Origin of the sequence: Algibacter sp. 2305UL17-15, assembly GCF_040720935.1 — a bacterium.
Lineage (GTDB): Bacteria > Bacteroidota > Bacteroidia > Flavobacteriales > Flavobacteriaceae > Jejuia.
The window spans coordinates 39,354-61,991 of record NZ_JBFDAE010000001.1 but is presented as its reverse complement, the minus strand read 5'-3'; the positions used below and the strand labels follow the sequence as shown (position 1 = coordinate 61,991).

The 22,638-nt window shown below is 34.4% G+C and carries 17 protein-coding genes; 6 read left to right on the top strand and 11 right to left on the bottom strand.

Annotated elements, in window-relative coordinates; translation table 11 throughout:
• Nucleotides 1-48: 48 nt before the first annotated feature.
• Complete coding sequence (locus ABXQ82_RS00230) at nucleotides 49-960, top strand: ABC transporter ATP-binding protein (RefSeq protein WP_367053328.1); 912 nt, start codon at nucleotides 49-51, stop codon at nucleotides 958-960.
• Between the two features lie 268 nt (nucleotides 961-1,228).
• On the opposite strand, the gene ABXQ82_RS00225 is transcribed toward ABXQ82_RS00230, so the two are convergent.
• Both ABXQ82_RS00225 and ABXQ82_RS00220 read right to left on the bottom strand, forming a co-directional pair.
• The gene (locus tag ABXQ82_RS00225) at nucleotides 1,229-3,481 is read right to left on the bottom strand and encodes an MMPL family transporter (protein WP_367053326.1); all 2,253 of its coding nucleotides are present in this window, start codon (nucleotides 3,479-3,481) and stop codon (nucleotides 1,229-1,231) included.
• Between the two features lie 26 nt (nucleotides 3,482-3,507).
• Complete coding sequence (locus tag ABXQ82_RS00220; RefSeq protein ID WP_367053324.1) at nucleotides 3,508-3,957, bottom strand: 3-oxoacyl-ACP synthase; 450 nt, start codon at nucleotides 3,955-3,957, stop codon at nucleotides 3,508-3,510.
• Nucleotides 3,958-4,328: 371 nt separating this feature from the next.
• On the opposite strand from ABXQ82_RS00220, the gene ABXQ82_RS00215 reads away from it, so the two are divergent.
• From ABXQ82_RS00215 to ABXQ82_RS00205, 3 genes are read left to right on the top strand one after another with little or no spacing between them, the layout of a single operon-like run.
• Nucleotides 4,329-4,865 carry an ATP-binding protein gene (locus ABXQ82_RS00215; RefSeq protein WP_367053322.1) on the top strand — a complete coding sequence of 179 codons (537 nt, stop codon included), beginning with the start codon at nucleotides 4,329-4,331 and terminating at the stop codon, nucleotides 4,863-4,865.
• Entirely contained in the window at nucleotides 4,849-6,351 is a 1,503-nt protein-coding gene (locus ABXQ82_RS00210) for a PIN domain-containing protein (protein ID WP_367053320.1), read from the top strand. Before ABXQ82_RS00215 ends, ABXQ82_RS00210 begins: the two co-directional genes overlap by 17 nt.
• Entirely contained in the window at nucleotides 6,329-6,724 is a 396-nt protein-coding gene (locus ABXQ82_RS00205; RefSeq protein ID WP_367053318.1) for a hypothetical protein, read from the top strand. The genes ABXQ82_RS00210 and ABXQ82_RS00205 overlap by 23 nt, the downstream gene beginning before the upstream one ends.
• Nucleotides 6,725-6,986: 262 nt before the next feature.
• On the opposite strand, the gene accC is transcribed toward ABXQ82_RS00205, so the two are convergent.
• From accC to pdxA, 6 genes are all read right to left on the bottom strand, one after another.
• Nucleotides 6,987-8,342 carry an acetyl-CoA carboxylase biotin carboxylase subunit gene (gene accC / locus ABXQ82_RS00200; protein WP_367053316.1) on the bottom strand — a complete coding sequence of 452 codons (1,356 nt, stop codon included), beginning with the start codon at nucleotides 8,340-8,342 and terminating at the stop codon, nucleotides 6,987-6,989.
• 94 nt (nucleotides 8,343-8,436) lie between these two features.
• Nucleotides 8,437-8,922, bottom strand: a complete 486-nt coding sequence (accB, locus tag ABXQ82_RS00195; RefSeq protein WP_367053314.1) for an acetyl-CoA carboxylase biotin carboxyl carrier protein — start codon at nucleotides 8,920-8,922, stop codon at nucleotides 8,437-8,439.
• A 30-nt stretch (nucleotides 8,923-8,952) separates the two neighbouring features.
• Nucleotides 8,953-9,948: a beta-ketoacyl-ACP synthase III gene (locus ABXQ82_RS00190; RefSeq protein WP_367054017.1), complete on the bottom strand. Its 996-nt coding sequence runs from the start codon at nucleotides 9,946-9,948 to the stop codon at nucleotides 8,953-8,955.
• 177 nt (nucleotides 9,949-10,125) lie between these two features.
• Complete coding sequence (gene rpmF, locus ABXQ82_RS00185) at nucleotides 10,126-10,329, bottom strand: 50S ribosomal protein L32 (RefSeq protein ID WP_367053312.1); 204 nt, start codon at nucleotides 10,327-10,329, stop codon at nucleotides 10,126-10,128.
• 8 nt (nucleotides 10,330-10,337) lie between these two features.
• Complete coding sequence (locus ABXQ82_RS00180) at nucleotides 10,338-10,874, bottom strand: DUF177 domain-containing protein (RefSeq protein ID WP_367053310.1); 537 nt, start codon at nucleotides 10,872-10,874, stop codon at nucleotides 10,338-10,340.
• A 62-nt stretch (nucleotides 10,875-10,936) separates the two neighbouring features.
• The gene (gene pdxA / locus ABXQ82_RS00175; protein ID WP_367053308.1) at nucleotides 10,937-11,995 is read right to left on the bottom strand and encodes a 4-hydroxythreonine-4-phosphate dehydrogenase PdxA; all 1,059 of its coding nucleotides are present in this window, start codon (nucleotides 11,993-11,995) and stop codon (nucleotides 10,937-10,939) included.
• A 65-nt stretch (nucleotides 11,996-12,060) separates the two neighbouring features.
• On the opposite strand from pdxA, the gene ABXQ82_RS00170 reads away from it, so the two are divergent.
• A complete protein-coding gene (locus ABXQ82_RS00170) occupies nucleotides 12,061-12,648 on the top strand; it encodes a riboflavin synthase (RefSeq protein WP_367053306.1) in 588 nt (195 codons plus the stop codon).
• A 4-nt stretch (nucleotides 12,649-12,652) separates the two neighbouring features.
• Here the strand turns inward: ABXQ82_RS00170 and ABXQ82_RS00165 are convergent, their stop codons facing one another.
• From ABXQ82_RS00165 to ABXQ82_RS00155, 3 genes are all read right to left on the bottom strand, one after another.
• Nucleotides 12,653-12,856 carry a hypothetical protein gene (locus ABXQ82_RS00165; protein ID WP_367053304.1) on the bottom strand — a complete coding sequence of 68 codons (204 nt, stop codon included), beginning with the start codon at nucleotides 12,854-12,856 and terminating at the stop codon, nucleotides 12,653-12,655.
• A 572-nt stretch (nucleotides 12,857-13,428) separates the two neighbouring features.
• On the bottom strand, nucleotides 13,429-18,999 hold the full coding sequence (locus tag ABXQ82_RS00160; RefSeq protein ID WP_367053302.1) for an MG2 domain-containing protein: 5,571 nt from the start codon (nucleotides 18,997-18,999) through the stop codon (nucleotides 13,429-13,431).
• Between the two features lie 123 nt (nucleotides 19,000-19,122).
• Nucleotides 19,123-20,166: an isoaspartyl peptidase/L-asparaginase gene (locus ABXQ82_RS00155; RefSeq protein ID WP_367053300.1), complete on the bottom strand. Its 1,044-nt coding sequence runs from the start codon at nucleotides 20,164-20,166 to the stop codon at nucleotides 19,123-19,125.
• Between the two features lie 171 nt (nucleotides 20,167-20,337).
• Here ABXQ82_RS00155 and ABXQ82_RS00150 point away from each other — a divergent pair, with 171 nt between their 5' ends.
• Nucleotides 20,338-22,608, top strand: a complete 2,271-nt coding sequence (locus tag ABXQ82_RS00150) for a sulfatase-like hydrolase/transferase (RefSeq protein ID WP_367053298.1) — start codon at nucleotides 20,338-20,340, stop codon at nucleotides 22,606-22,608.
• The last annotated feature ends 30 nt before the right edge of the window (nucleotides 22,609-22,638 follow it).

Sequence of the window (22,638 nt, the reverse complement as noted above, 5' to 3'; positions counted from 1 at the left end):
TATTTAAATGATAACCTCTAAAATACCTGTCAGGTCTAAACAATATATATGCTCAACGTCAAAAACCTTACTTTTTCTTATAACAAAACACCTATTTTAAAAACTATTTCTTTTAAAGCAAAAAAAGGCGAAAACATTGCTGTTATAGGCGAAAGTGGTTCGGGGAAAAGCACTTTATTAAAAGTACTTTACGGAGAATATGATCTCGATGAAGGCCAAGTGTTTTGGAAAGACAAAGAAATCTTAGGACCTAAATTCAACTTGGTTGTTGGCTACGATTTTATGAAATATGTAGCTCAAGAATTCGATTTAATGCCTTTTACTTCAGTAGCGCAAAATATCGGGAAATTTTTATCTAACTTTTTTCCAGAGGAAAAACAAAAACGCACAGCAGAACTAATAAAAGTTGTTGAACTTGAAGCTTTTGCTAATACTAAAGTTAAAACATTGAGTGGCGGACAAAAACAACGGGTTGCACTAGCTCAGGCTTTGGCGAAACAGCCAGAAATTATTTTGTTAGACGAACCTTTTAGTCATATAGATAATTTCAAAAAGCAAAGTTTAAGACGCAATGTTTTTAAATATCTGAAAGAAAAAAACATCACCTGTATTATGGCGACGCATGATAAAGAAGATGTTCTTGGATTTTCTGACAGAATGATTGTTTTAGATCGCAACGAGATTGTTGCCAATAATGCTCCAAAAATGCTTTATGAAAATCCAGAAACGCCTTTGGTTGCTGCTTTTTTTAGTGAATTCAACATTATTAATGGTGGTATTGTTTATGCACACCAATTGAAAGTTGTTGAAAAATCTAAGCTTAAAGGAAAAGTAAAAAGCGTACATTACAAAGGTGCTTTTAATTTGATTGAAGCTGAATTAAATGGAACTATAGTGTTCTTCGAAAATGATTCTGAATTGCAATCTGGAAGAGAAATTTATCTTAAAATTGAAAAATAGACTGTTTGGGGAAGAGAATAAATAGTGATTACTAAGCTTTTAAGTAACACACCCCTTAGTCCACTCTTTCTAGAGGGGAAACTGTTGTAAATAATATATTTATTTTTTTAAGCATGAGTTTCCCTCCTAAAAAGGAGGGAGTAAGGGAGGTGTTTAGCTGTATTCTTCAAATCTATCAGGCTACACACCGCTTAGTCCTTTCTTTCTAGAGGGAAACTTTAACTCAACAATTCCAATTCAATTAATGGCTGATTAATTCCAAATGAGCTTATTTATCAAACTTCTTAAGTAGAGCCGGCAAGTAAAATATATCCGTAATTAAAGCTATTGCAACGGTTATAGCACAAAGTAAACCAAAATATCTAACAGATGGGGTTGCACTCGAAGCAATAATCAAAAACCCTCCTGCCAAAGCAAGCGTCGTAGAAAATAATGCGCTTCCTGTATAGCGCATGGCATTATTCATTCGTTCCTCTGGCTTCCCTTTAATGGCTTTACTTCGTTTGTATTTATACACCAAATGAATGGTATCATCCATGGCAATACCCAACATAATTGGAGTAATCATCGCTGTGGAAACATCCAACGGAATATCTAGCCAACTCATGAAAATAGCCAATATGGCTAATGGCAGAATGTTGGGAATTAACACTAAAAGTGTTGTTCTAATATTCTTTATAAAAAACCACAGACATAAAAATGCCACAAAAAAAGCGGCGAAAAACGACTTAAACTGTGTCTCTAGAATAAAATGATTGAGTTGCGCAAAAACAACCGCAAATCCGTTTATTTTTAGTTGATAATTAGTGGTGTCAAAAGTATCTTGGAAATCTTTTTCAATAGCTGCTAAAAGTTGCTCTAGTTGAGATGTTTTTATTTCCTTAAAACTAATGGTAATGCCAGCAGACGTAAAATCTTCAGAAAATAATTTAAAAAAACTATTGTCCTTATTGTCAACAGACGATAAGGTGCTTTTTATTTTTTCTTCGGAAACATTCGTTTGAAATAGTATCGGAGAACGTTTTTCTAAAAATCGCTTAATATTAACAACAGATACTGGTGCTGCAATTGTAGCATTTTGCTCCAACTTATTTTGAAATTTTTCAAGATGCTTCATGGCATCTTTATTTAGAATGCTCTGTCCGTTAGTAGTGGATATATCAAGTTGTATTCTTGAGCTGCCATGCAATTGTGCTTCTACAATCCGTAAATCTTGTTTTGCGGTGCCTTCTGCTAAAAGATCTAAAGAATCTGTATCAATTTTAACTTGAAAAACAGCATAGAATCCATACAACAAAACAATTGTAAACCCGATGATGATACCATTCTTATAGTCTGAAGTCACGCTATTTATCCAATTTATAAAACCAGTCTGACTGATACTTTTCATTGAAAGTACAGGTTTACTGGTTTCAAAATTAAGTGGCAAAAAGCTGAATCCAATAATAGTTATGAGATACACCAGAAAAAAACTTAACACTAAACCTACACAAGTAAATATTCCCATGTTTTTAAATGCTGGCAACGGCGATAAGTACAATGCAAAATACCCCACAAACGTTGTTAGCGTGGTGTAAAAACAAGGCGTTAAACTCTTGCGAATTGAGAGTGCCAACATTTTTATGCTATCAACTCCCTTTTTTGAAAGTCCTTCTTTATGGTAAATATTGATGATATGCACCGCATCACTTACACTATACACCATCAAAATAGTTGGAATTAGCATAGAAATCATGTTCAAAGCATAGCCCATCGAAGTAATAATTCCAAATAATAATGTTACTGGAACCGCAACCGATAATAATGAAATCATCAAATAACGTTTGCTCGGCAGCAAAAACAAAAGTAGGAGTGTAATTACTAATACGGTAAGCACACCAAAGATTATACTCTCTTTATAAATACCTCTGCTGTAGGCTTCACCTAAAACTGGAGGGCCTGTTAAATAATAATTAGCATACTCTTTTTCAATGGTACTTCTAATTTCGCTTGCTATAATTTCCCGTTTTTCTTCAATTAAAGGCGTTGGGTTTAGCTGAATATAAAAGAATTGATGCTTAAAATCTTGAGTTACCAATTGTGCAGTAATGTTTGGTAATTTAGATAATAGACTTTTTAAGCCTTTTTCGCTGCGCTTGGTATTGTATAAATCATCAAAGTTTATCTTATTGTTGGCATAAATCGGATATTTGGCTTTGGCTAAACTAAAAGATGTTTTTACAAATGAAAGTGCCTCTATGTTTTCATGAAGTTTTATTAATTTCTCCCGCTCTAATGCTCCAATAGCATTCTCAACAGGAAGCATTGCTATAAAAATTTCATCCGAACCAAACTCTTCTTGAAAATCTATATACGCTTTATAGCTTGGGTCGTCTTCTAGAAACCAGATGGTTAAGGAGTTATCTACTTTTAGTTTGTGTAGTGTTTGATACCCTGCTATCCCCGTAAGAACAGCTAATACCACTATAATTATAAGCCTAAATCTTATAATAGTTTTTATAACATCTTCTAACTTCTTCATTAAAATAATGCCAAATTCTTCAAGTTTTACTTTAATTCGGTTATTGTAAAGGTAGTATTTCTGAACTGAATTTGGTCTCCCACTTTTTTAGATAGTAACAATTGTGCTATTGGTGTTGATGCAGAAATTGCATAAAAAATAACACTATCAACCATTAATTCTCCAGCACTAATACCAACGAAGTAATTAAGATTGTTTGTGAATACAACACTTCCCAATCCAACGGTTTCAGATGATTTCTCAATATGTATTTTAGAAAGGCTTTCTTTTACTTTTTGAATTTCAGCCAATTGATTCCCCGCTTTTTCTCGCTCTAGTTGTAACATGGCGCGACCTGTTTCGTGTTTGTCTCCAGCACTACTTTTGGTTTCAGACAGCAATGATTCTTGAATTTCTTTAATTGTGTTTTGAATGGTTTGAAATCGGTTTTCAACAAATTCTTGACACTTTTTGTATAATTGTTCTTTTATGTTCATGTTTGAAAAACGTCTGCTAATGCTGAAAATTTTAGGACTTTATTTCCATGTAAAAAATTTACCCTGCTAATTTACTGCTTTATGTGTTGCTGACGGAATTTGTGTTAGGGATTTCTATGGTTTAACAAAATGAGTCCCTCTTTTTTGCTATATCTCATAATAATTTTCTTTTAAATTCATTGGTATTACTTGGCTAGAAATTATAGTTTTAATTTAATCAAAAAGAATTCCCTAGCGCTTGCGTCGGTGGTCAATTTAATAAAGCACTTGACTTTGTAAAAAATTTCATCTATATTCGTTTGATGTTGAATATCAAACATTAAAACGTTTTCATATCCGCCTAAAGTTGTGCAAAATAATGAACCAACACTATGAATGATAGGAAAATAATATTTGTCGGAGGAATTCACGCAGTTGGAAAAGGAACTGTTTGTGAAAAATTAACTCAAAAATTTAATTTTGAGCATTTGTCCGCAAGTCAAGTTCTCAAATGGAATGAGATAAGTGATTTAAAGAATAAAAAGGTTCAAGATTTCGAGACAACACAAGATAGATTACTAAATAATTTAGATAAAATAATAGAGCCAAATAAAACGTATTTACTTGACGGTCATTTCACACTATTAAACTCAAACGGAGAGCCTGAAAAAATTGATGAATCTACTTTTGTTGGAATTCAACCAAAATCAATAATATTACTGACCTGCGAACCTGAAGTAATCTTTGAAAGATTAAAGGAAAGAGACAACTCGTCTTACAAATTAGATGTTCTTGAAAAAATGCAAGTAATGGAAATCGAACACGCCAAATACATTTCACAAAAATTAGATATACCTTTATTTAGAGTTATCGACGAAGACACAACTTCAATTTTTGAATATTTAGAAAATTATGAGAATACTTATTGACACTAACATAATAATTCATCGTGAGGCAAATCGTGTTTTCAACGAAGATATAGGGCTACTTTTCAATTGGCTTGATAAACTAAAATTTGATAAATGCGTTCATCCACTTTCACTTGAAGAAATTTCTGGGTATCAAGATGAGAATGTAGTTAAAACTATGAAAATTAAGATTGCCAACTACAATCTATTGAAAACGGTTTCAGCCGATGACCAATTAATAACGCAAATTCGCCAATCAGATAAATCACGTAACGATTTTATAGATACGAGTATATTAAATGAGGTATATAATAATCGTCTTGACTTTCTAATAACTGAAGACAGAGGAATCCATAGAAAAGCTAACTTTTTAGGTTGTTCAGAAAAGGTTTTCAAAATCGATGCTTTTTTAGAGAAATGCATTGCAGAAAACCCTGAATTAAAAAATTATCAAGTATTAGCAGTAAAAAAAGAATACTTCGGGAACATCAACCTCAATGATGTATTCTTTGATTCATTCAAACAAGACTATAACGAGTTTGGAAAATGGTTCAATAAAAAAGCTGATAACATTTCGTATGTATGTATTACAGATGGAGATGTAAAAGCATTCTTATATTTAAAACAGGAAGATACCAATGAAGTTTACAATGATATAGAACCGTCATTTCCTCAAAAGAAAAGACTAAAAATCGGAACCTTCAAAGTTACATCAACTGGGTACAAATTAGGAGAAAGATTTCTAAAAGTAATTTTTGATAATGCACTACAATATGATGTAGAAGAAATTTATGTAACTATTTTCAATAAAAGGGATGAACAATTAAGACTTATTTATTTACTAGAAGATTGGGGATTTAAACATTGGGGGACTAAAACAACCGACGACGGTATTGAGCAAGTTTTTGTTAGAGAATGTAAACCAGCCCCTAACTTGCAACAACCAAAACTAACATTTCCAGCTGTATCAAAAAATACAACCAAATGGATTGTTCCGATATATCCACAATACCATACTGAACTATTTCCCGATTCAATTCTCAATAATGAGTCACCACAAGATTTTACTGAAAATGAGCCTTATCGAAATGCAATTAAAAAGGTCTATATATCACGTTCTTACAATAGAAATTTAAACGGTGGAGATTTGGTGCTATTCTATAGAACTGGTGGTCATTACGCTGGAGTTGTCTCAACTATTGGAGTTGTAGAAAATGTCGTAACCAATATTCGAGATGAAAATCACTTTATCGAACTCTGTCGAAAGAGAAGTGTTTTTGATGATGCGGGATTAAAAGAATTTTGGAATTACAGAAAAAATAATAGGCCTTTTATCGTTAATTTTTTATACATTGACTCATTCCCAATGCCAAAAGTTAACCTAAAGAGATTGAGGGAATTAAATATCATACAAGATGCACCACGAGGTTTTGAACAAATAAGTGATGCGAAATTTGAACAAATATTAAAAGAAGCAAGAGCTAATGAAAGTTATATTATCGATTAAACCTGAATTTGCAAACAAGATATTTAATGGAACAAAGAAATTTGAATTTAGACGAACCTTGTTTAAAAATAAAGAGGTTAAAGTGATCATTGTTTATGCATCTGCACCAATAAGTAAAGTAATAGGCGAATTTGAAATTGATAGAATTTTTCACGAAGAATTAGAACTATTGTGGAATCAAACTTCCAAATTTTCTGGAATAACAGAAGATTATTATATGCAATATTTCGATGGTAAAGAAAATGGATATGCGATAGAAGTTAAAAATCCTAAAAAATACAAAATGAATCTTTGTATCAAACAAAATTATGGATTGAATCCGCCACAGTCCTTTGCATACTTGCGAGAAAGTACGTTGCACAACAACGTATAAAAATTTGGCTTGTGTTAAACCGATTAGTTCGTGCGTTTTTTCCGCTATACTATTCTTATACAAGACCGTTAAACAAGCTTCTCCAAAAACAAAATTAACTTTCAATTTAAAAACCATAATCTAGCAAACCCTTGTGTTAGGCCCCGACGCTTCGGGGGAACAGCATGTTTGATTTCGAGATCATCGAGAGAGTAGTAAAAGCCCAACCCTTTACAGTAACACCATAAAAAAACTCCGAAATCGCTTCCGGAGTTTATACTTTTTATTCTTCTACTTCTGGTTTTTGAATTACAAAGTCTTCCATAAACTTAGTAGTATAGTTTCCAGCGATATAATCTGGATGATCCATTAATTGTCTATGAAATGGAATTGTGGTTTTTATACCTTCTATAACAAATTCGTCTAAAGCACGTTTCATTTTACTGATCGCTTCTTCTCTGGTTTGCGCCGTTGTAATTAACTTCGCAATCATAGAATCGTAATTTGGCGGGATGGTATAACCTGCGTAAACATGAGTATCTAAACGAATACCATGACCACCAGGGGCATGTAGGGTTGTAATTTTCCCTGGAGATGGTCTAAAGCCATTATAAGGATCTTCAGCATTTATTCTACACTCTATGGAATGTAATTTCGGATCGTAATTTTTACCCGAAATTGGCACTCCTGCCGCTACTAAAATTTGCTCTCTTATTAAATCGAAGTCAATGACTTGTTCTGTAATAGGATGTTCTACTTGAATACGCGTATTCATTTCCATAAAGTAGAAATTACGGTGTTTATCCACCAAAAACTCTACTGTTCCGGCACCTTCGTATTTAATATATTCTGAAGCTTTTACGGCAGCAGCTCCCATTTTTTTACGAAGTTCCGGGGTCATAAAAGGAGATGGCACTTCTTCTGTCAGTTTTTGATGACGACGCTGTATAGAACAATCTCTTTCCGATAAATGGCAAGCCTTACCTCTAGAATCTCCAACAATCTGGATTTCAATATGTCTTGGTTCTTCAATAAGTTTCTCCATGTACATATCGTCATTTCCAAAAGCAGCTTTACTTTCTTGTCTCGCCGAATCCCAAGCATCTTTAAGGTTTTCAGGCTTAAAAACGCCCCTCATTCCTTTTCCACCACCACCGGCACTAGCTTTAAGCATTACAGGATAGCCTGTTTCTTTAGCTAATTTTATACACTCTTCAAAATCCTTAATTACACCATCACTTCCCGGAACACAGGGTACACCAGCAGCTTTCATGGTTTCCTTGGCATTTGCCTTATCTCCCATTCTATCAATCATATCAGCCGAAGCGCCAATGAATTTGATACCATGTTCTTCACAAATTTCAGAAAATTTGGCGTTTTCAGATAGAAAACCATAACCTGGATGGATAGCGTCTGCATTAGTGATTTCGGCAGCAGATATCACATTAGACATCTTTAAATATGACTCTGCACTAGATGGAGGGCCGATACAAACGGCTTCATCAGCAAATTTTACGTGCAAGCTCTCTGCGTCTGCAGTAGAATAAACCGCCACGGTTTTAATGCCCATTTCTTTACAGGTTCTAATAACACGTAACGCTATCTCGCCTCTATTGGCAATCAATATTTTTTTAAACATAACTTAAATGAGTTTAAGAGTTTATAGTTTAGTAGTTTATAAGTCTAAATGCTAAGGCACCTAAACTCTAAACTTAAAACTTCTAAACTTAAAATTAAGACGGATCTATTAAAAATAGTGGCTGGTCGAATTCAACAGGTGAAGAATCGTCAACTAAAACTTTAACTATTTTTCCTGAAACTTCAGATTCTATTTCATTGAAAAGTTTCATTGCTTCGATAACACAAAGCACATCGCCTTCACTAATAGTTTGCCCAACCTCTACAAATAAAGGTTTGTCTGGTGAAGGTTTTCTATAAAATGTACCAATTATTGGTGATTTTATAGTAATGAATTTTGAAGTATCTTCTTGCGCTGCTTTTGGTGGAGCAGCTTCTGCTGGAGCAGCTGCTTCTGCCTGTTGAGCCGGAGCTTGTGCCATTTGTGGTGCAGCAACTGGTGCATACTGTACATGAGATACACCTTCATTGTCTGATCCTGTTTTGATAGTGATTTTTAAATCATCCATTTCTAATTTAACTTCGCTTGCTCCCGATTTGGCAACAAACTTAATTAAGTTTTGAATCTCTTTTATATCCATAATTTAGCTATTGGTTTTAATAGTTAGTTATTAAGAATTATAGGCCCATTTTAAATAAATAGCGCCCCAATTGAATCCGCCACCAAAAGCGGCGAATATGATGTTATCACCTTTTTTAAGTTGTGATTCGTAGTCATTAATAAGTAAAGGTAATGTAGCGGAGGTTGTATTTCCGTATTTGTGAATATTTACCATCACTTTTTCCGCATCTAAATCTATGCGTTGTGCGGTAGCGTCAATAATACGTTTATTAGCTTGATGTGCTGCCAACCAATCTACAGTATCTTTAGTTAAATTATTTCGTTCAAGCACTTTAACTGTGGCATCAGCCATATTAAAAACAGCATTTTTAAAAACGGTTCTTCCTTCTTGAAAAGCATATTGACCGCCTTTTTCCAAAACTTCTGCTGTTAAAGCGTGTGAAGATCCTCCGTAAGTAGCTTGTAGAAACTGTCTGCCAGTTCCGTCGCTTCTTAGATATTCATCTTGAAAGCCTAGGCCTTCGGTATTAGGCTCAAATAAAACTGCACCTGCACCATCTCCAAAAATAATGCATGTGGCTCTATCTTTATAATTTATTATTGAAGACATTTTATCGGCCCCAATAAGCAATACATTTTTATAACGACCAGATTCAATATACATTGCTGCAACAGACATGCCGTATAAAAAACTAGAACAGGCCGCATCCATATCAAAAGAAAAAGCATTTACCGCTCCAATTTCTGATGCCGTGAACGACGCCGTTGAGGCTGCTTTCATATCAGGAGTTGCGGTTGCCACAATGACCAGTTCTATATCTTTTGGGTCTAAACCCTTTTTGTTTATAAGATCTTGTGCTGCTTTGATGGCTAGGTAAGATGTGCCTTTGCCATCGTCTTTTAAAATTCTTCTTTCCTTAATTCCAGTTCTACTCGTTATCCATTCGTCATTCGTATCCACCATTGTTTCAAGAATTTGATTGGTTAATACATACTCTGGAACATATGCTCCTACCGCAGTAATTGCTGCTGAAATTTTCCCCATACCTTTTAGTTGTTGCAAAAAAATGCTTTAAATGATTCAAAATCATCCAAAATGTGATGTAAAATAGGAAATTTTGAATAAATATGATGCAAATTAATTTGTTTTTATGTTTTAGAAAAACTTATTGTATAAAAAAAACGCTCACAAGTGAACGTTTTATATATGCATGCATATTAATTATGCTAAGTTTTCTGCTGCTTCTGAATTATCAATTAGCACCTGGCCTCTGTAGTACAGTTTTCCTTCATGCCAATGTGCTCTGTGGTATAAATGAGCTTCTCCTGTTGTTGGGCATGTAGCAATCTGTGGCACAGTTGCTTTATAATGTGTTCTTCTTTTATCTCTTCTTGTTTTCGAGATTTTTCTCTTAGGATGTGCCATTTTTTATATTATTTATCCGTTAATAATTTCTTTAATGTATTCCAACGAGGATCTATTTCCTCATTTGTTTTTTCTTTTTCGCCTTTAGGGCTTAATTCTTCAAGTTTTTCGAGAATTTCTGAATCTAATGTACCATCTTCAACTCCTGGGTGTATCCTTTTAATAGGTACAGCAAGAATTATCAGTTCGTAAATATACTGTTGGATGTTAATTTCATATTCGCCATGTGGAATAATAAGTATATCGATATTTTCATCGTTATACTCTTGTCCAAATTTCACTACTAAATCAAATTCATTTTCAATGCCTTGATTATAGGGCTCGTTTGTTAAATCACAATTAATAGTAACATGTCCATTAATTTTAAAATGTAATTCTAGTAAAGTTTCTTTTTTTGTTAAAGCAACATTTACAGCAACCTTTACAGCATTAAAATCTTCATACTCAAAATAATCAAAGAACGTTTGGTCTATTTTAAACTCAAAATCGTGTATTGCAACCTTTAATCCCACAAAAGGGATTGTATATTCTTTTAGTGGCTTCATTATCACAACTAATTTGAGCCTGCAAATATATAAATTTTTTACTTATGCCAGATACGATATAGCTATTTTTTTAAACCTACTTTTCTAGGGCTTTTTTTTAAGGGATTTGATGTAAGTTCCTCAAAATCATATCGGTTCCTAAAAATAGATATTCCCATAAAAATCGCTTCTTTAAACGAACTCTCATCGGCAATTCCCTTTCCTGCTATTTCGTAGGCCGTTCCATGATCTGGGGAGGTTCTAACTCGTGTTAGGCCAGCAGTAAAATTAACACCCTGACCAAATGATAATGTTTTAAAAGGTATTAAACCTTGGTCGTGGTATGATGCTATTATGGCATCGAAATTTTTATAATTTTTTGTTCCGAAAAAACTATCAGCAGCATAAGGGCCGTAAACTAATTTCCCCTTTTCCTTTATTTTCTTTAAAGTAGGTCGCATAATAGCGTCATCTTCACTTCCAATGACACCATTATCGCCAGTATGCGGATTGATGCCTAAAACTGCTATTTTGGGTTTCACTATTCTAAAATCTTTCCGTAACGTATTGTAAACTGTTTCAATTTTTTTGGTGATGAGTTCTTCTGAAATATGATCTGACACATCTTTAACAGGCACATGATCTGTAAGCAGACCAACTTTTAATGTATCGGTAACCATAAACATTAAACTTTCTCCACCCAATTCTTTGGCCAGATAATCTGTATGTCCTGGGAAATTAAAAGCTTCAGATTGTATATTGTGCTTATTAATTGGTGCTGTTACCAAAAGATCCACACGCTCTTCTTTTAAAGCTTTTGTTGCGGCCTGAAGCGATTTTAAAGCGTACTCGCCAATTTTAGGGTCTTCTTGACCAAAATTGATAGTTACTGGTTCTTTCCAACAATTAAAAACATTTATTTTACCATGCGCAATATGATTAATATCGTAAATACTATGAAAGTCAATTGACGACTCAAAGTGTTTCTTTAAAAAACTCATCACTTTAGCCGAGGCAAAAATTACAGGGGTACAAAACTCAAGAATTCTAGCATCATCAAAGGTTTTTAATATAATTTCTCCACCAATTCCGTTTAAATCGCCTATCGAAATTCCTACAACAATATTTTCTTGATTCTTCATTGACAATACTAATTTTTTGTTTGTAATTTTGAAGTGCAAATTTAACCAAATAAACGCACAATATTATGTTTACTGGAATTATTGAATCTCTTGGTACTGTTACCAATTTGGAAAAAGACCAAAATAATCTACATATCTCTGTAAAAAGTAATATTACAGATGAATTAAAAATAGACCAAAGTGTTGCTCATAATGGAGTTTGCCTAACTGTAGTTGCTATTGATAATAAAGAATATACGGTTACAGCAATAAAAGAAACTTTGGATAAAACCAATTTGAATACGCTTAAAGTTGACGATACCATAAATCTTGAACGTGCCATGAAATTGGGAGATAGACTTGATGGACATATTGTTCAAGGGCATGTTGACCAAACAGGAATTTGCACGAATATTGAAAATGAAGATGGAAGTTGGGTATTTACTTTTGAATATGATGCATCTCTAAATAATATGACAATTGAAAAAGGGTCTATTACTATTAATGGAACAAGTTTAACGGTAATATCTTCTAAAAAAAATAGATTTAGTGTAGCAATAATACCTTATACCTATGAGCATACTAACTTTAAAACCTTCAAAAAAGGCACTAAGGTTAATCTAGAATTTGATGTTTTAGGAAAATATGTGGCGCGATTAATGGAGCTAAGGTAAAGCCTTAATGCTCTTTTTTGTTTATTAACAACTTTTTACCACCATATAATAATCCGATAATGGCACCCAATATAACACCTCCATCTATTGGAAAACCAAAAGGCGGTGGCGGCAAAGGCGGTGGCGGTTCACTACCTTGTGCAACACATACAACACTTATTAATACAAATAAGATTGAGGCAAATATTCTTTTATTTTGTATCATCATTGGGACGCAAATGTATAAAAAAAAGAATGATAGCAAAGTAAATTTACTAAAAAAACATCTATAAAACGTAAAAAAGTTCGACGAAATGCAATTTCGTCTAGTTGATCATTTGTATTTTAAACGCAATAAACCTCTTAAAAGTATAATCACAGCTATATTAATCCCTTTATATATACCTAATTACAGCACAAATATAAAAAAGATTTAATGACACTGACACTATTGCGCTAAAAATATTAACAAATGATAAGTTAATAACTACAATATAGATGATGGGCACAAACTAAAATTTACTTTTAAACCGCTTGTAAAAACAACTTTAATTCTTTTTTGTGCCTTACTTGTAAAATCTTGTTCATGATAAAAGATACTTAAAAGCAGCTACACAAATTAGTAATTATCGAAATAAATTGACACAAGCTCTACACTTAAAAGGGAAGATGTTATTTAGAGGTTTAAATTTCAAATTTAGCTCTAATTATCAATCTTAGTCACAATTTCAAATCTCCTCCTTTTTTAAGGAGGAGTGGGTTCGGTTTTCCAAAAAGAAAACGAAGACGAGGTGGTTTATACTACTTCTCAACCACTACCCATTCCCCTTTAGTCCTTACCAAATACTCATTATCATACATGGCTTCCGCTTGCACACCCGGTAAATAATAGGTTCCTAAATACGATGCATTCAGCATCATATTAAAGATTTTTGTGCTGTGTTTTCCTTTTTTAGGTAAATCAAAATAGAAATTTACACGGTCATCTCTAATATCGGTATGTCTTGCTGCGCTTGTGGTTGTACTTCCAAAAGCGGTAAAACGCGTATTGACTATTTCCCAACCTGACGGGAAGATTTGTGTTAAAGCCACATCATTAACCGAGTTGTTTTTCAAATTACTAACACTAACCGTAGCTACAAAATCCTGACCTTGCAATAATTTAGAAACATCAATTTTATTCCCTTTTAAATCCTTGTATTGCACAGCAATACTTAATCCGCGTTGTTCTACCAATTCTTGTCCGAGGGGTAATTTTCCAGAATTTAAAACCCGTACATAGACCACATTATCTTTTTCATTTTTAAATGTCATTTTATTAAGACCATCCACAATTTTCAGTTCACGTTGCGCGATAGCACTTTTTGTTTCAATACTTTCAGAAACACCATTAATACTGTAATTTACGCTTAGTGCTTTTCCACCATTCGCATCCACCATTTTCGCCATAGCCAATAAACTATAAGCTGTGGTTTGCGTACTCATCCATCTATTACCAGATAAATCTTTAGCAATATCCTCAGCCAATCCTCGCATTTTTGAATCTTTAGTGAGCACCATAGTTTCTAAAGCCATCGCTCTATTTCTATCCACAGAGCCGTATGTGTAATAATTATAACGTTGCGGTTTAAAGTTGATGTTTGCCGATTGCGAAATTTTAGTGCTAGCTTCTTTTTGTCCAGCCAAAGCATAAGCCGCAGCCAATCGCCATTTGGCTTCGTTGGAAATTTCACTAAATTCTCGTAAACGGTTCATACTTCCTAAATCTGGGCTTCTAGCTAATGCCAAAGTGTATAATCGGTAAGCTTGAGCTAAATCAGAATTATAAGTGCGATAACTTGGTCGCCAATTTCTAGCCGCTTGTTTTTGGTAGCTCAACCAATTGCTTTTAAAAGTTAGTGGCAAAACGTAACCTTTCTTTTCGGCTTCAATCAAAAAATGACCAGCGTAACTTGTGCCCCAATCGTTAGCACTAGATTCTCCAATCCAATAACTCAATCCACCATGAGACCTTTGGAAATGTCCTAATCGCTTAATGCCATTTTCAATATTCTTCTGAATGTTTTGTTTCTTTTCATAAGTTAAATCGAAAATGTCAGCTAAAAATAACTGCGGAAAAACACTTGAAGTGGTTTGTTCCACACAACCATGGGGATATTGAATCAAATATTGCAATCTGCGTGTAAAATCCATTGGAGGCAGGGTTGAAAACTCTACAGTTGCCGAATTTGTTCCAACAACTCCAAAGGTTGAAAACTCTAAAGTTTCAGAAGTATTTCCAGTTAAACTCTTATCAGTAGATTTTGAAGATATCGGGTTCGGATTCACAACATCCAATTCTACTTTATACGTCGATTTTTCACCATTTCCAGTCGCAATAACTTCAACGGTATTAATGCCTTTCGCTTTACTCACATCCAATTCAAAATATGCCATTTGCTCATCAGGTTTCGCAAAAGAAAGCGATTTGGAATTTTCCCCAACAACCGAAATACCATTACTCAATTTCAAACTAATATTAACATTCTTCACTTTTGGTTCCATAGCAAAAACGGTAACTGGCAACGTTACTTTTTCGCCTGGGCTTAATTTCCGCGGAAGCGTAGCCAAAACCATGAGCGGTTTTTTAACTTCAACAGCTTTATCTGTGCTTCCATAAGCTTCATTGTTATTATTTCCAGCAACCACCATAGTGCGTACCGAACCAATATAATTTGGCAGTTTAATTTGATGCGTTTTTGTTTTTCCAGCATCTAGTTTAAAAGGCCCGAGATAAGTAACCACAGGTTTAAAACGGTTTGCTTTTTTGTTTTTTCCACCTGCAGCATCGCCATCGCCACCAATGGCAAACACTTGGTCTATACTTCCTGAATACGCACCAATGACATCGTCAAAAACATCCCAAGTTTTTACACCAAGGGCTTGACGTTTATAAAATTCGTCCCAAGCATTAGGCGTTTTAAAGCGTGTTAAATCCAGCAAGCCTTCTTCAACCATAGCAATAGTATAAGTCATCGCTTTATTGTTTTTTTCTGAAATTTTCACTTCAAAAGTCTGTTCTGGTTTTAACTTATCTGGCATTTTTAATTCTGGATGCAATTTAGTTTCTGGGTTTTCAACCATCAAAGGAATCACACCATATAATCGGATTGGTAAATCGTTAGCGGTAATAGCGTGTGGTTGTAATAATGAAATATTTACAAATACATTTGGTGCCATTTCCTTGCTGATAGGAATATCAACCACCGTTTCGCCTTTACTCGTTTTCACCCATTTATAATCCAACACTTCGGTGCCATTTTCAATGCTTACCAAAGCACGACCTTCACTTCCTGAGGCAAACGTCACTTTAGCAGTTTCGCCTACATTATAATTTTCTTTATCCGCAGAAAACACTAACATTTTTGCAGCTTCTTTATCGCTTGATGGTGCTTTTTGCCACCAGTTTTTATAGAAATATGCGGTTCTTCCTGTGGCGTGACCACTAATAGGGTCGGACACTCTAATCAAGTATCTTCCACGGTCATTATCTGGAATTTTTATGTTGAAATTAGCTTTTCCGTTAACATCGGTATTTATTTTTGAAGTGGAATATGGTCTGTGATAATTACTAGAAACATAGCTCGCTAAATCGTCATAAGATGAGTTCCACCACCAACGCCATTCAACTTTATAAACTTTAACTTCAAGGTTATTGCGTTTAATAGGTTTCCCATTTTCATCAACAACCACCACATCAAACGTCTGATTTTCATCTGTAAAAAACGAGCCATAAGCATTGCCTTTAGGAGAACGCAATCCAACAAAAGATTCATAAGGAGCGTATTGTTTGGAAAAGGCATCCATTGAGAAATCGCCTCCATTTTCAAAAGCACGCACTAAAAATTGAACTTTCAACATGCCTGGTGCGTTTTTACCAACACTCAACTTTTTGTTTATAATTGCTAAACCTTCTTCATTAACTTTACCTTCAAATACATTAATTTCCTCAGTTCGAAATTTTCGTGTTGGGTCGTTAAAGGTATAGTTTTTATAATTTTTAAAAGCAGTATATGCAGTACTGAATTTTGCTTTAACCTCAGCTTTTAAGTTTTTTCCTGGAGCGCCATGGAGCCATTTTACATCCAAATTGCCTTTTAAAGGTGCTTTACTCGAAAGAATTTCGTTTTCAAAATCTATTTTAATTTTTAAACGATTGGGTTTAACGGTTTCAATTTTTAGACTTTTATAAAATGTGGCACCCCCAACTGAAACTTTAGCATTGTAGCTTCCTGTTTTGTCTTCTGTTGACGTTGGAACTGTGAACTTATAGAAGTTGTTTAAGTTATCTGCGGTAACTTTTTTATGAACCAATTTTCCATTTGGGTCCGTGATTTCAAGTTTTACAGGATGCCCTTTTGGAAGTTTATTGGCTTTATCATTCAGCATAAACGTTAAATGCAAAGTGTCTCCCGGTCGCCAAACACCACGTTCTCCATACAGGTAGCCTTTTAGTCCACGCTGCAAACGGTTTCCGGAGACATCAAACTTACTTAAGGATAAAGAATTGCCATCATGAAGTTTTACATAAGTGGTGTTACTTCCTTTGGAAATAATAGCAAAATTGGCGTGTTTTTCGGCATCAATAGTTGTTAAACCTTGAGCGTCAGTAGTTCTACTGGAAAGTGCTTGTTGCTGAAAATTGTAAAGTTTTACTGTTGCATTTGCTTCAGGTTCTGTGCTTAAAATATTGGTAACGGCGAAATAATAGGAGTTGTTTGCCCCTCGTTTTGCAATAACGCCCAAGTTTGAAGCCAAAAGGTTTTGAGATACTATTTTGTTCTCGTTGTAATACGCATCATGACAAGGGTTTTGCTCTTCGCGCCAATTGTACGTGTAGTTTTTGTAGCGGTAAATTAAATTATCCCAGTATTGCTCTTCGCGTAAATTTTCATCTTCTATATCAGATGCAGCATAATCATCCTGATAATAGTCTTCTTCATAATAATCCTCATAATCATCGTCTCCAGAATTTGAAACACCAGCATTGGCTTCGCAATCATATAGTGAATAGTGTTTATCAAAACTTAATTCTATTCTGTAAATAGCCCCAGCATCAGCTTTAAAAAAATGGGATAAATCGATGCTATACGCTTTCCATTTTCCTGTATTTTCAGCTGCGGTTTGAAGTTGAATGGTTTGTTTTGCAATCCGACGCCCTACTTTTTTAATATCGTATCTATTGTTGCTATTCAAGTTATTATCTTGAAGAAATTGAAGCACATTATCTTCAAATATTTTGATGATGCGAACATCAACCGCACTTAAATTAACGGCTTCGAAATTGAATTTTAATTCTTGGGAATTTGGTAAAATGGTGCCATTGCTAATTAGTCGGACACTAGGTTTTAACTCTTCAAAAGCAATGGTTTCAGAAAATGGTTTTTTCAGTTTATAACCTTCAGTATTTTTAATGCCTTGAAAGACATCAACTTGAATATTGCCCACTAATTTACCGTCGGGATACACTTTAAGCACATTGCCATCAACAATATATTTTGGATTCTTAACATTTTGAATGGATACCAAACCATCAAAATTCTGTTGTTTTTTAAGTGGGTCTGAAAAGTTAATAGATAAGTGTTGCTCAGGCGATTGAACGACATCTGTTTCAATAATAGTGAAATTGTTAATGCCCGGAATTGCAACGGTATTTTCACCTTCATTTGAAGCTTTTATAACTTTTCCGTTCCATTTCACAAGGATTTTGCTGTCTTCTATTAATCGATTTATACTATCAATTTTGAATTCGAAATGTTTAGAACTTTTGTTTGCTTCATTAAAAACCAATGCTAGTTTTTTGCCGTTTTGAGAAGCTTCAATCAATGTTTTTGCATCTTCAATAGAAATAGCATCGGCAGATTTTATAACACCTTCAAGGTATTGCCAATTTTTGCTGTAAGATTGTAAATGATTGGTTTCAATATTAAAACTTGGTGTGATGGTTTTAAACTGAAAGGTGTAATTGTTAAACCCATCGGGCATATTTTTATAAATGTCATTCAGTTTTACGGTAACCGTGTATTCTGTGTTTGGTTCTAAATGTTCATCGGGTGTGAAAAGTAAGGTGTGATTGTTTGCAACTGTTAATTTGCCTTCAACATGAGGTTTGATGCTCACGATTTTATTGGTTATTTCTTGTCCCATTATCCAGCCTTCAACGTCATTGGCTAAATTGATTTGGATGGGGCTTGCCACAGATGTTATCCCCGAAGTGGTATAACTGATGTAATCTCGAAACTTGAAAAGGTTATCGGTTTCTACAACTTTCTTTTTACAAGATGCGGCTAACGTAATAATTAATACGAAAGCAAAGAACTTTTTTAATGCCATGGATTGATGGATTTTAGATGAAAATGAACTGATGAAAAGAAAGCGTAGGGAGTTTCTCGTTAATAAAAGTACGTTCAAAAATTGGAATTTAGATTGTATTGTTTCGTTAAATTGTTCTTAAAATTAGTCTTTAAACATACCAATATATAATTCGCCTTTATCCTTCATAGTGGCTCTAAACATGCCTTGGGTATTAAATTCCATGACCATATTACCGTTTTTATCTATAGCGATAATACCACCATTACCTCCAAGTTCCGGTAGTTTTTTCTGAATTACTAAATGGGATGCTTCTTTTAAAGTTAACCCTTTGTATTCCATAAGCGCAGAAATATCATAAGCTACCATGCCACGAATAAAAAACTCGCCCCAACCTGTACTTGAAACGGCGCAAGTATTGTTGTTGGCATAAGTTCCAGCACCGATTATGGGCGAATCGCCAATACGTCCCCAACGTTTGTTAGTCATACCTCCTGTTGAAGTTCCTGCTGCTAAATTGCCATGTTTGTCAAGTGCAGCACAACCAACGGTTCCAAATTTTGAATCTAGAAGGTCAGCATCATAAAACGACGCCACTTTATTTTTCTCGGATGTTTTTACACGCTCTAAAGATTTCAACTTCTTTTCAGTTGAAAAATAACTGGGTGCTACAATCTCTAAACCCTGTTCTTCGGCAAACGTTTCAGCACCACTTCCTGAAAGCATGACGTGAGGCGATTTGTCCATAACGGCACGCGCCAAATTAATAGGGTTTTTAACGGTTTTTGTGCCTGCCGATGCGCCTGCATTTAGCGTTTTTCCATCCATTATGGAAGCATCATGTTCGTTAAAACCTTCATGAGTAAAAACAGCCCCTTTTCCTGCATTGAAAAGTGGAGAGTCTTCCAAAATGTTTATGGTTTTTTGAACGGCATCCAAACTTGTACCTCCATTTTTCAAAATATGATAACCTACCCGAATCGCTTCTTCAAGTTCTTGTCGATATTCTGCTTCTTTTTCTTCAGACATATTATCTCTTCTAATACTTCCTGCTCCACCGTGAATTAGTATTGAAAATTCAGCTTTGTTGGATGTATTTTTTTTAACTGAGAATTCATCTTTAGATTTAGTTTTTCCACAGTTAAATAGCAATAAAATAATTACAAAAAGGCTTAGTTTAGATTTCATAAGATGTCTTATTTAATTCGACAAAATTCATATATTTTCGGATTATCTGTCTAATAATATCGATTAACGGTATAAAATTCGTCAAAATTATACCATTTTACGTCAAAATTCATTCATTGATTTTGATACTGGATCATTTTTTCGCTTATTGCAGATATAAAAATCCAACACATGAAATTATATAGAAAAATTTTTACCATAGCTATGTTAATGATTGCATCTGCATCATTTTCACAAGTTACAACATCTACCTCACCAAATATCATATTTTTTGTGGTTGATGATTTAGGATATTATGACCTAGAATGTTACGGCTCTAATTTTTACGAAACGCCCAATATTGATCAATTGGCGGCAGACGGAATTCGTTTTACAAATGGTTATGAAGCTGCCCCACGTTGTGCTGCTTCAAGGACCTCAATTATGACAGGAAAATTTGAATCTAGACCATCAGTTTCTGGAGGGATGTATTTGCCTGCGGATAACAATCCTGATGGTTACTCCGAAACCACATTTGCTCAAGCTTTAAATGATGAAGGTTATAAAACATTTTTTATCGGAAAATGGCATTTAGGACATGACGCAAATCACTACCCAGATAGTTTTGGTTTTGATATCAATATTGCTGGTGCCGATTTTGGAGCACCTCCAACATACTGGTATCCATATTCTGACGGGGGAGATGTCTTGCCCGATTTAAGTACTGGCGGAACAACTGGCGAATATTTAACTGATAGAATTACAGACGAAACTAATGCGTTTATTGATGATCATGTGCTTAATAACCCCACACAACCATTTTTAGCAATGGTGTCTCATTATGGTGTGCACACACCTTTAGAGGCTAAAACTGCTGATGTGAGTTATTTTCAAAACATAGCAGATAATGATGGGTACACAGGTCCAGAATTTGAAAACGATTTAACTGCAAAAACAAAATTACACCAGGACAATGCAACTTATGCAGCCATGGTAAAAAGTATTGATGAGAGTCTTGGTGCTTTGAGAGCAAATTTAGTTGCCGAAGGTATTGCAAACAATACGGTTATTATATTAACATCAGATAACGGAGGATTATCAACTACCGAAATTGGAGGTAACAGAGAGTTGCCAACATCAAACAGACCTTTACGTGGTGGTAAAACATGGTTATACGAAGGTGGTATTAAATTACCGTTAATAGTTTACGGTCCAGATTATAGAACAGGTATTGTTGAAGATGAGCCAGTAGTTGGTACAGATTTTTTTCCAACCATGTTAGAAATGGCTGGCGTTCAATTATTACCAGCTCAGCATTTAGATGGTGAAAGCTTTGAAGATTTATTGTTGGCAACGGGAGGCAACCCTGCTTGGAGCAGAACAAATCCAATTATCTGGGATTTTAACTTCGCCAGTTCAGGAACTGCAAATGTGAGCATGGCAGGAATAAGACAAGGCGATTACAAACTATTGGAATTTAAATATAATAATGTTTTTGAATTGTATAATGTAGCTACAGACCCAGGAGAAACAACCGATATTAGTGGTGCTAATCCTGCTCTGGTTACACAGTTAAGAAATGCTTTATTTTCTTATAGAAGTAATGCAGGTGTTACTCATAGAGTTAATAATTCAGGACATATTGCAGAAAACAAGTACTTGTATGATAATATGAATGCTGCTACGGGTTCTAATATTCAAGCTAGTTTTGGATGTGCTGAACCAACTGGGAGTAATGATATCATATACAATGCAGGTCACGAGTGTTGGTACGATTTAGATTGGCCATTAAAGGTTGACTCTACATCGGATGCTTCTATAGCTAGTGCAGATCCTTCTGATGTAAGAACAGGAAATGTGGCTTTAAAAGTAGATGTTGTTGATGGAAATGGTTATGGTAAAGTAAGAGTAACCAATACCACTTATTATGATAATTTTTTTGGTGGCGATATTACATTAAGTGTATATGCTAAGTCAAATAATAATAACAGAATAAGATTCCAGCTTAAAGTATTTTATACAGATGATACTAACCAGACATTTAATGGAAATGCGTTTACAACTGGCAGTAGTTATAGTCAATACAGTCATACTTATAATACATCGCAAATAACCAATAAAAATACTGAATCCATAGAGGTTAGGTTACAATTGGGTAGGGATGATGGTGAGATATTTTTAGATGATTGGTCTAGTCAAGTAACTGGTATTACACTTAGTACGCCAATGGCAGATACTCAAAGTGTTACAGTATTTCCTAATCCAACTTCAGATTATATAAATATTTCAGGGCCTTACGTTGTCACTAAAGCATATATTTTTGATATTACAGGAAAGTTGGTTAAAAAATCTATTGGAGATGTAGAGCGTATTAATGTCTCAAAACTGCCTGCAGGAACTTACTTTATGAAAGCGTTTGTAGAAGGCAAACAATATTTCACTAAAAAGATTATGATTGAATAAGACAATCTTCTTTATATAACTAAAAGCCAA

Bases quoted from the DNA above. Each gene is read 5' to 3' on its own strand.
- ABXQ82_RS00165 (WP_367053304.1), bottom strand. From the start codon at position 12,856: ATGATGATACAAAATAAAAGAATATTTGCCTCAATCTTATTTGTATTA.
- ABXQ82_RS00160 (WP_367053302.1), bottom strand. From the start codon at position 18,999: ATGGCATTAAAAAAGTTCTTTGCTTTCGTATTAATTATTACGTTAGCC.
- ABXQ82_RS00155 (WP_367053300.1), bottom strand. From the start codon at position 20,166: ATGAAATCTAAACTAAGCCTTTTTGTAATTATTTTATTGCTATTTAAC.
- ABXQ82_RS00210 (WP_367053320.1), top strand. From the start codon at position 4,849: ATGAGAATACTTATTGACACTAACATAATAATTCATCGTGAGGCAAAT.
- ABXQ82_RS00215 (WP_367053322.1), top strand. From the start codon at position 4,329: ATGAATGATAGGAAAATAATATTTGTCGGAGGAATTCACGCAGTTGGA.
- ABXQ82_RS00225 (WP_367053326.1), bottom strand. From the start codon at position 3,481: ATGAAGAAGTTAGAAGATGTTATAAAAACTATTATAAGATTTAGGCTT.
- accB (WP_367053314.1), bottom strand. From the start codon at position 8,922: ATGGATATAAAAGAGATTCAAAACTTAATTAAGTTTGTTGCCAAATCG.
- ABXQ82_RS00230 (WP_367053328.1), top strand. From the start codon at position 49: ATGCTCAACGTCAAAAACCTTACTTTTTCTTATAACAAAACACCTATT.
- pdxA (WP_367053308.1), bottom strand. From the start codon at position 11,995: ATGAAGAATCAAGAAAATATTGTTGTAGGAATTTCGATAGGCGATTTA.
- ABXQ82_RS00205 (WP_367053318.1), top strand. From the start codon at position 6,329: ATGAAAGTTATATTATCGATTAAACCTGAATTTGCAAACAAGATATTT.
- ABXQ82_RS00220 (WP_367053324.1), bottom strand. From the start codon at position 3,957: ATGAACATAAAAGAACAATTATACAAAAAGTGTCAAGAATTTGTTGAA.
- accC (WP_367053316.1), bottom strand. From the start codon at position 8,342: ATGTTTAAAAAAATATTGATTGCCAATAGAGGCGAGATAGCGTTACGT.
- ABXQ82_RS00170 (WP_367053306.1), top strand. From the start codon at position 12,061: ATGTTTACTGGAATTATTGAATCTCTTGGTACTGTTACCAATTTGGAA.
- rpmF (WP_367053312.1), bottom strand. From the start codon at position 10,329: ATGGCACATCCTAAGAGAAAAATCTCGAAAACAAGAAGAGATAAAAGA.
- ABXQ82_RS00190 (WP_367054017.1), bottom strand. From the start codon at position 9,948: ATGGGGAAAATTTCAGCAGCAATTACTGCGGTAGGAGCATATGTTCCA.
- ABXQ82_RS00180 (WP_367053310.1), bottom strand. From the start codon at position 10,874: ATGAAGCCACTAAAAGAATATACAATCCCTTTTGTGGGATTAAAGGTT.
- ABXQ82_RS00150 (WP_367053298.1), top strand. From the start codon at position 20,338: ATGAAATTATATAGAAAAATTTTTACCATAGCTATGTTAATGATTGCA.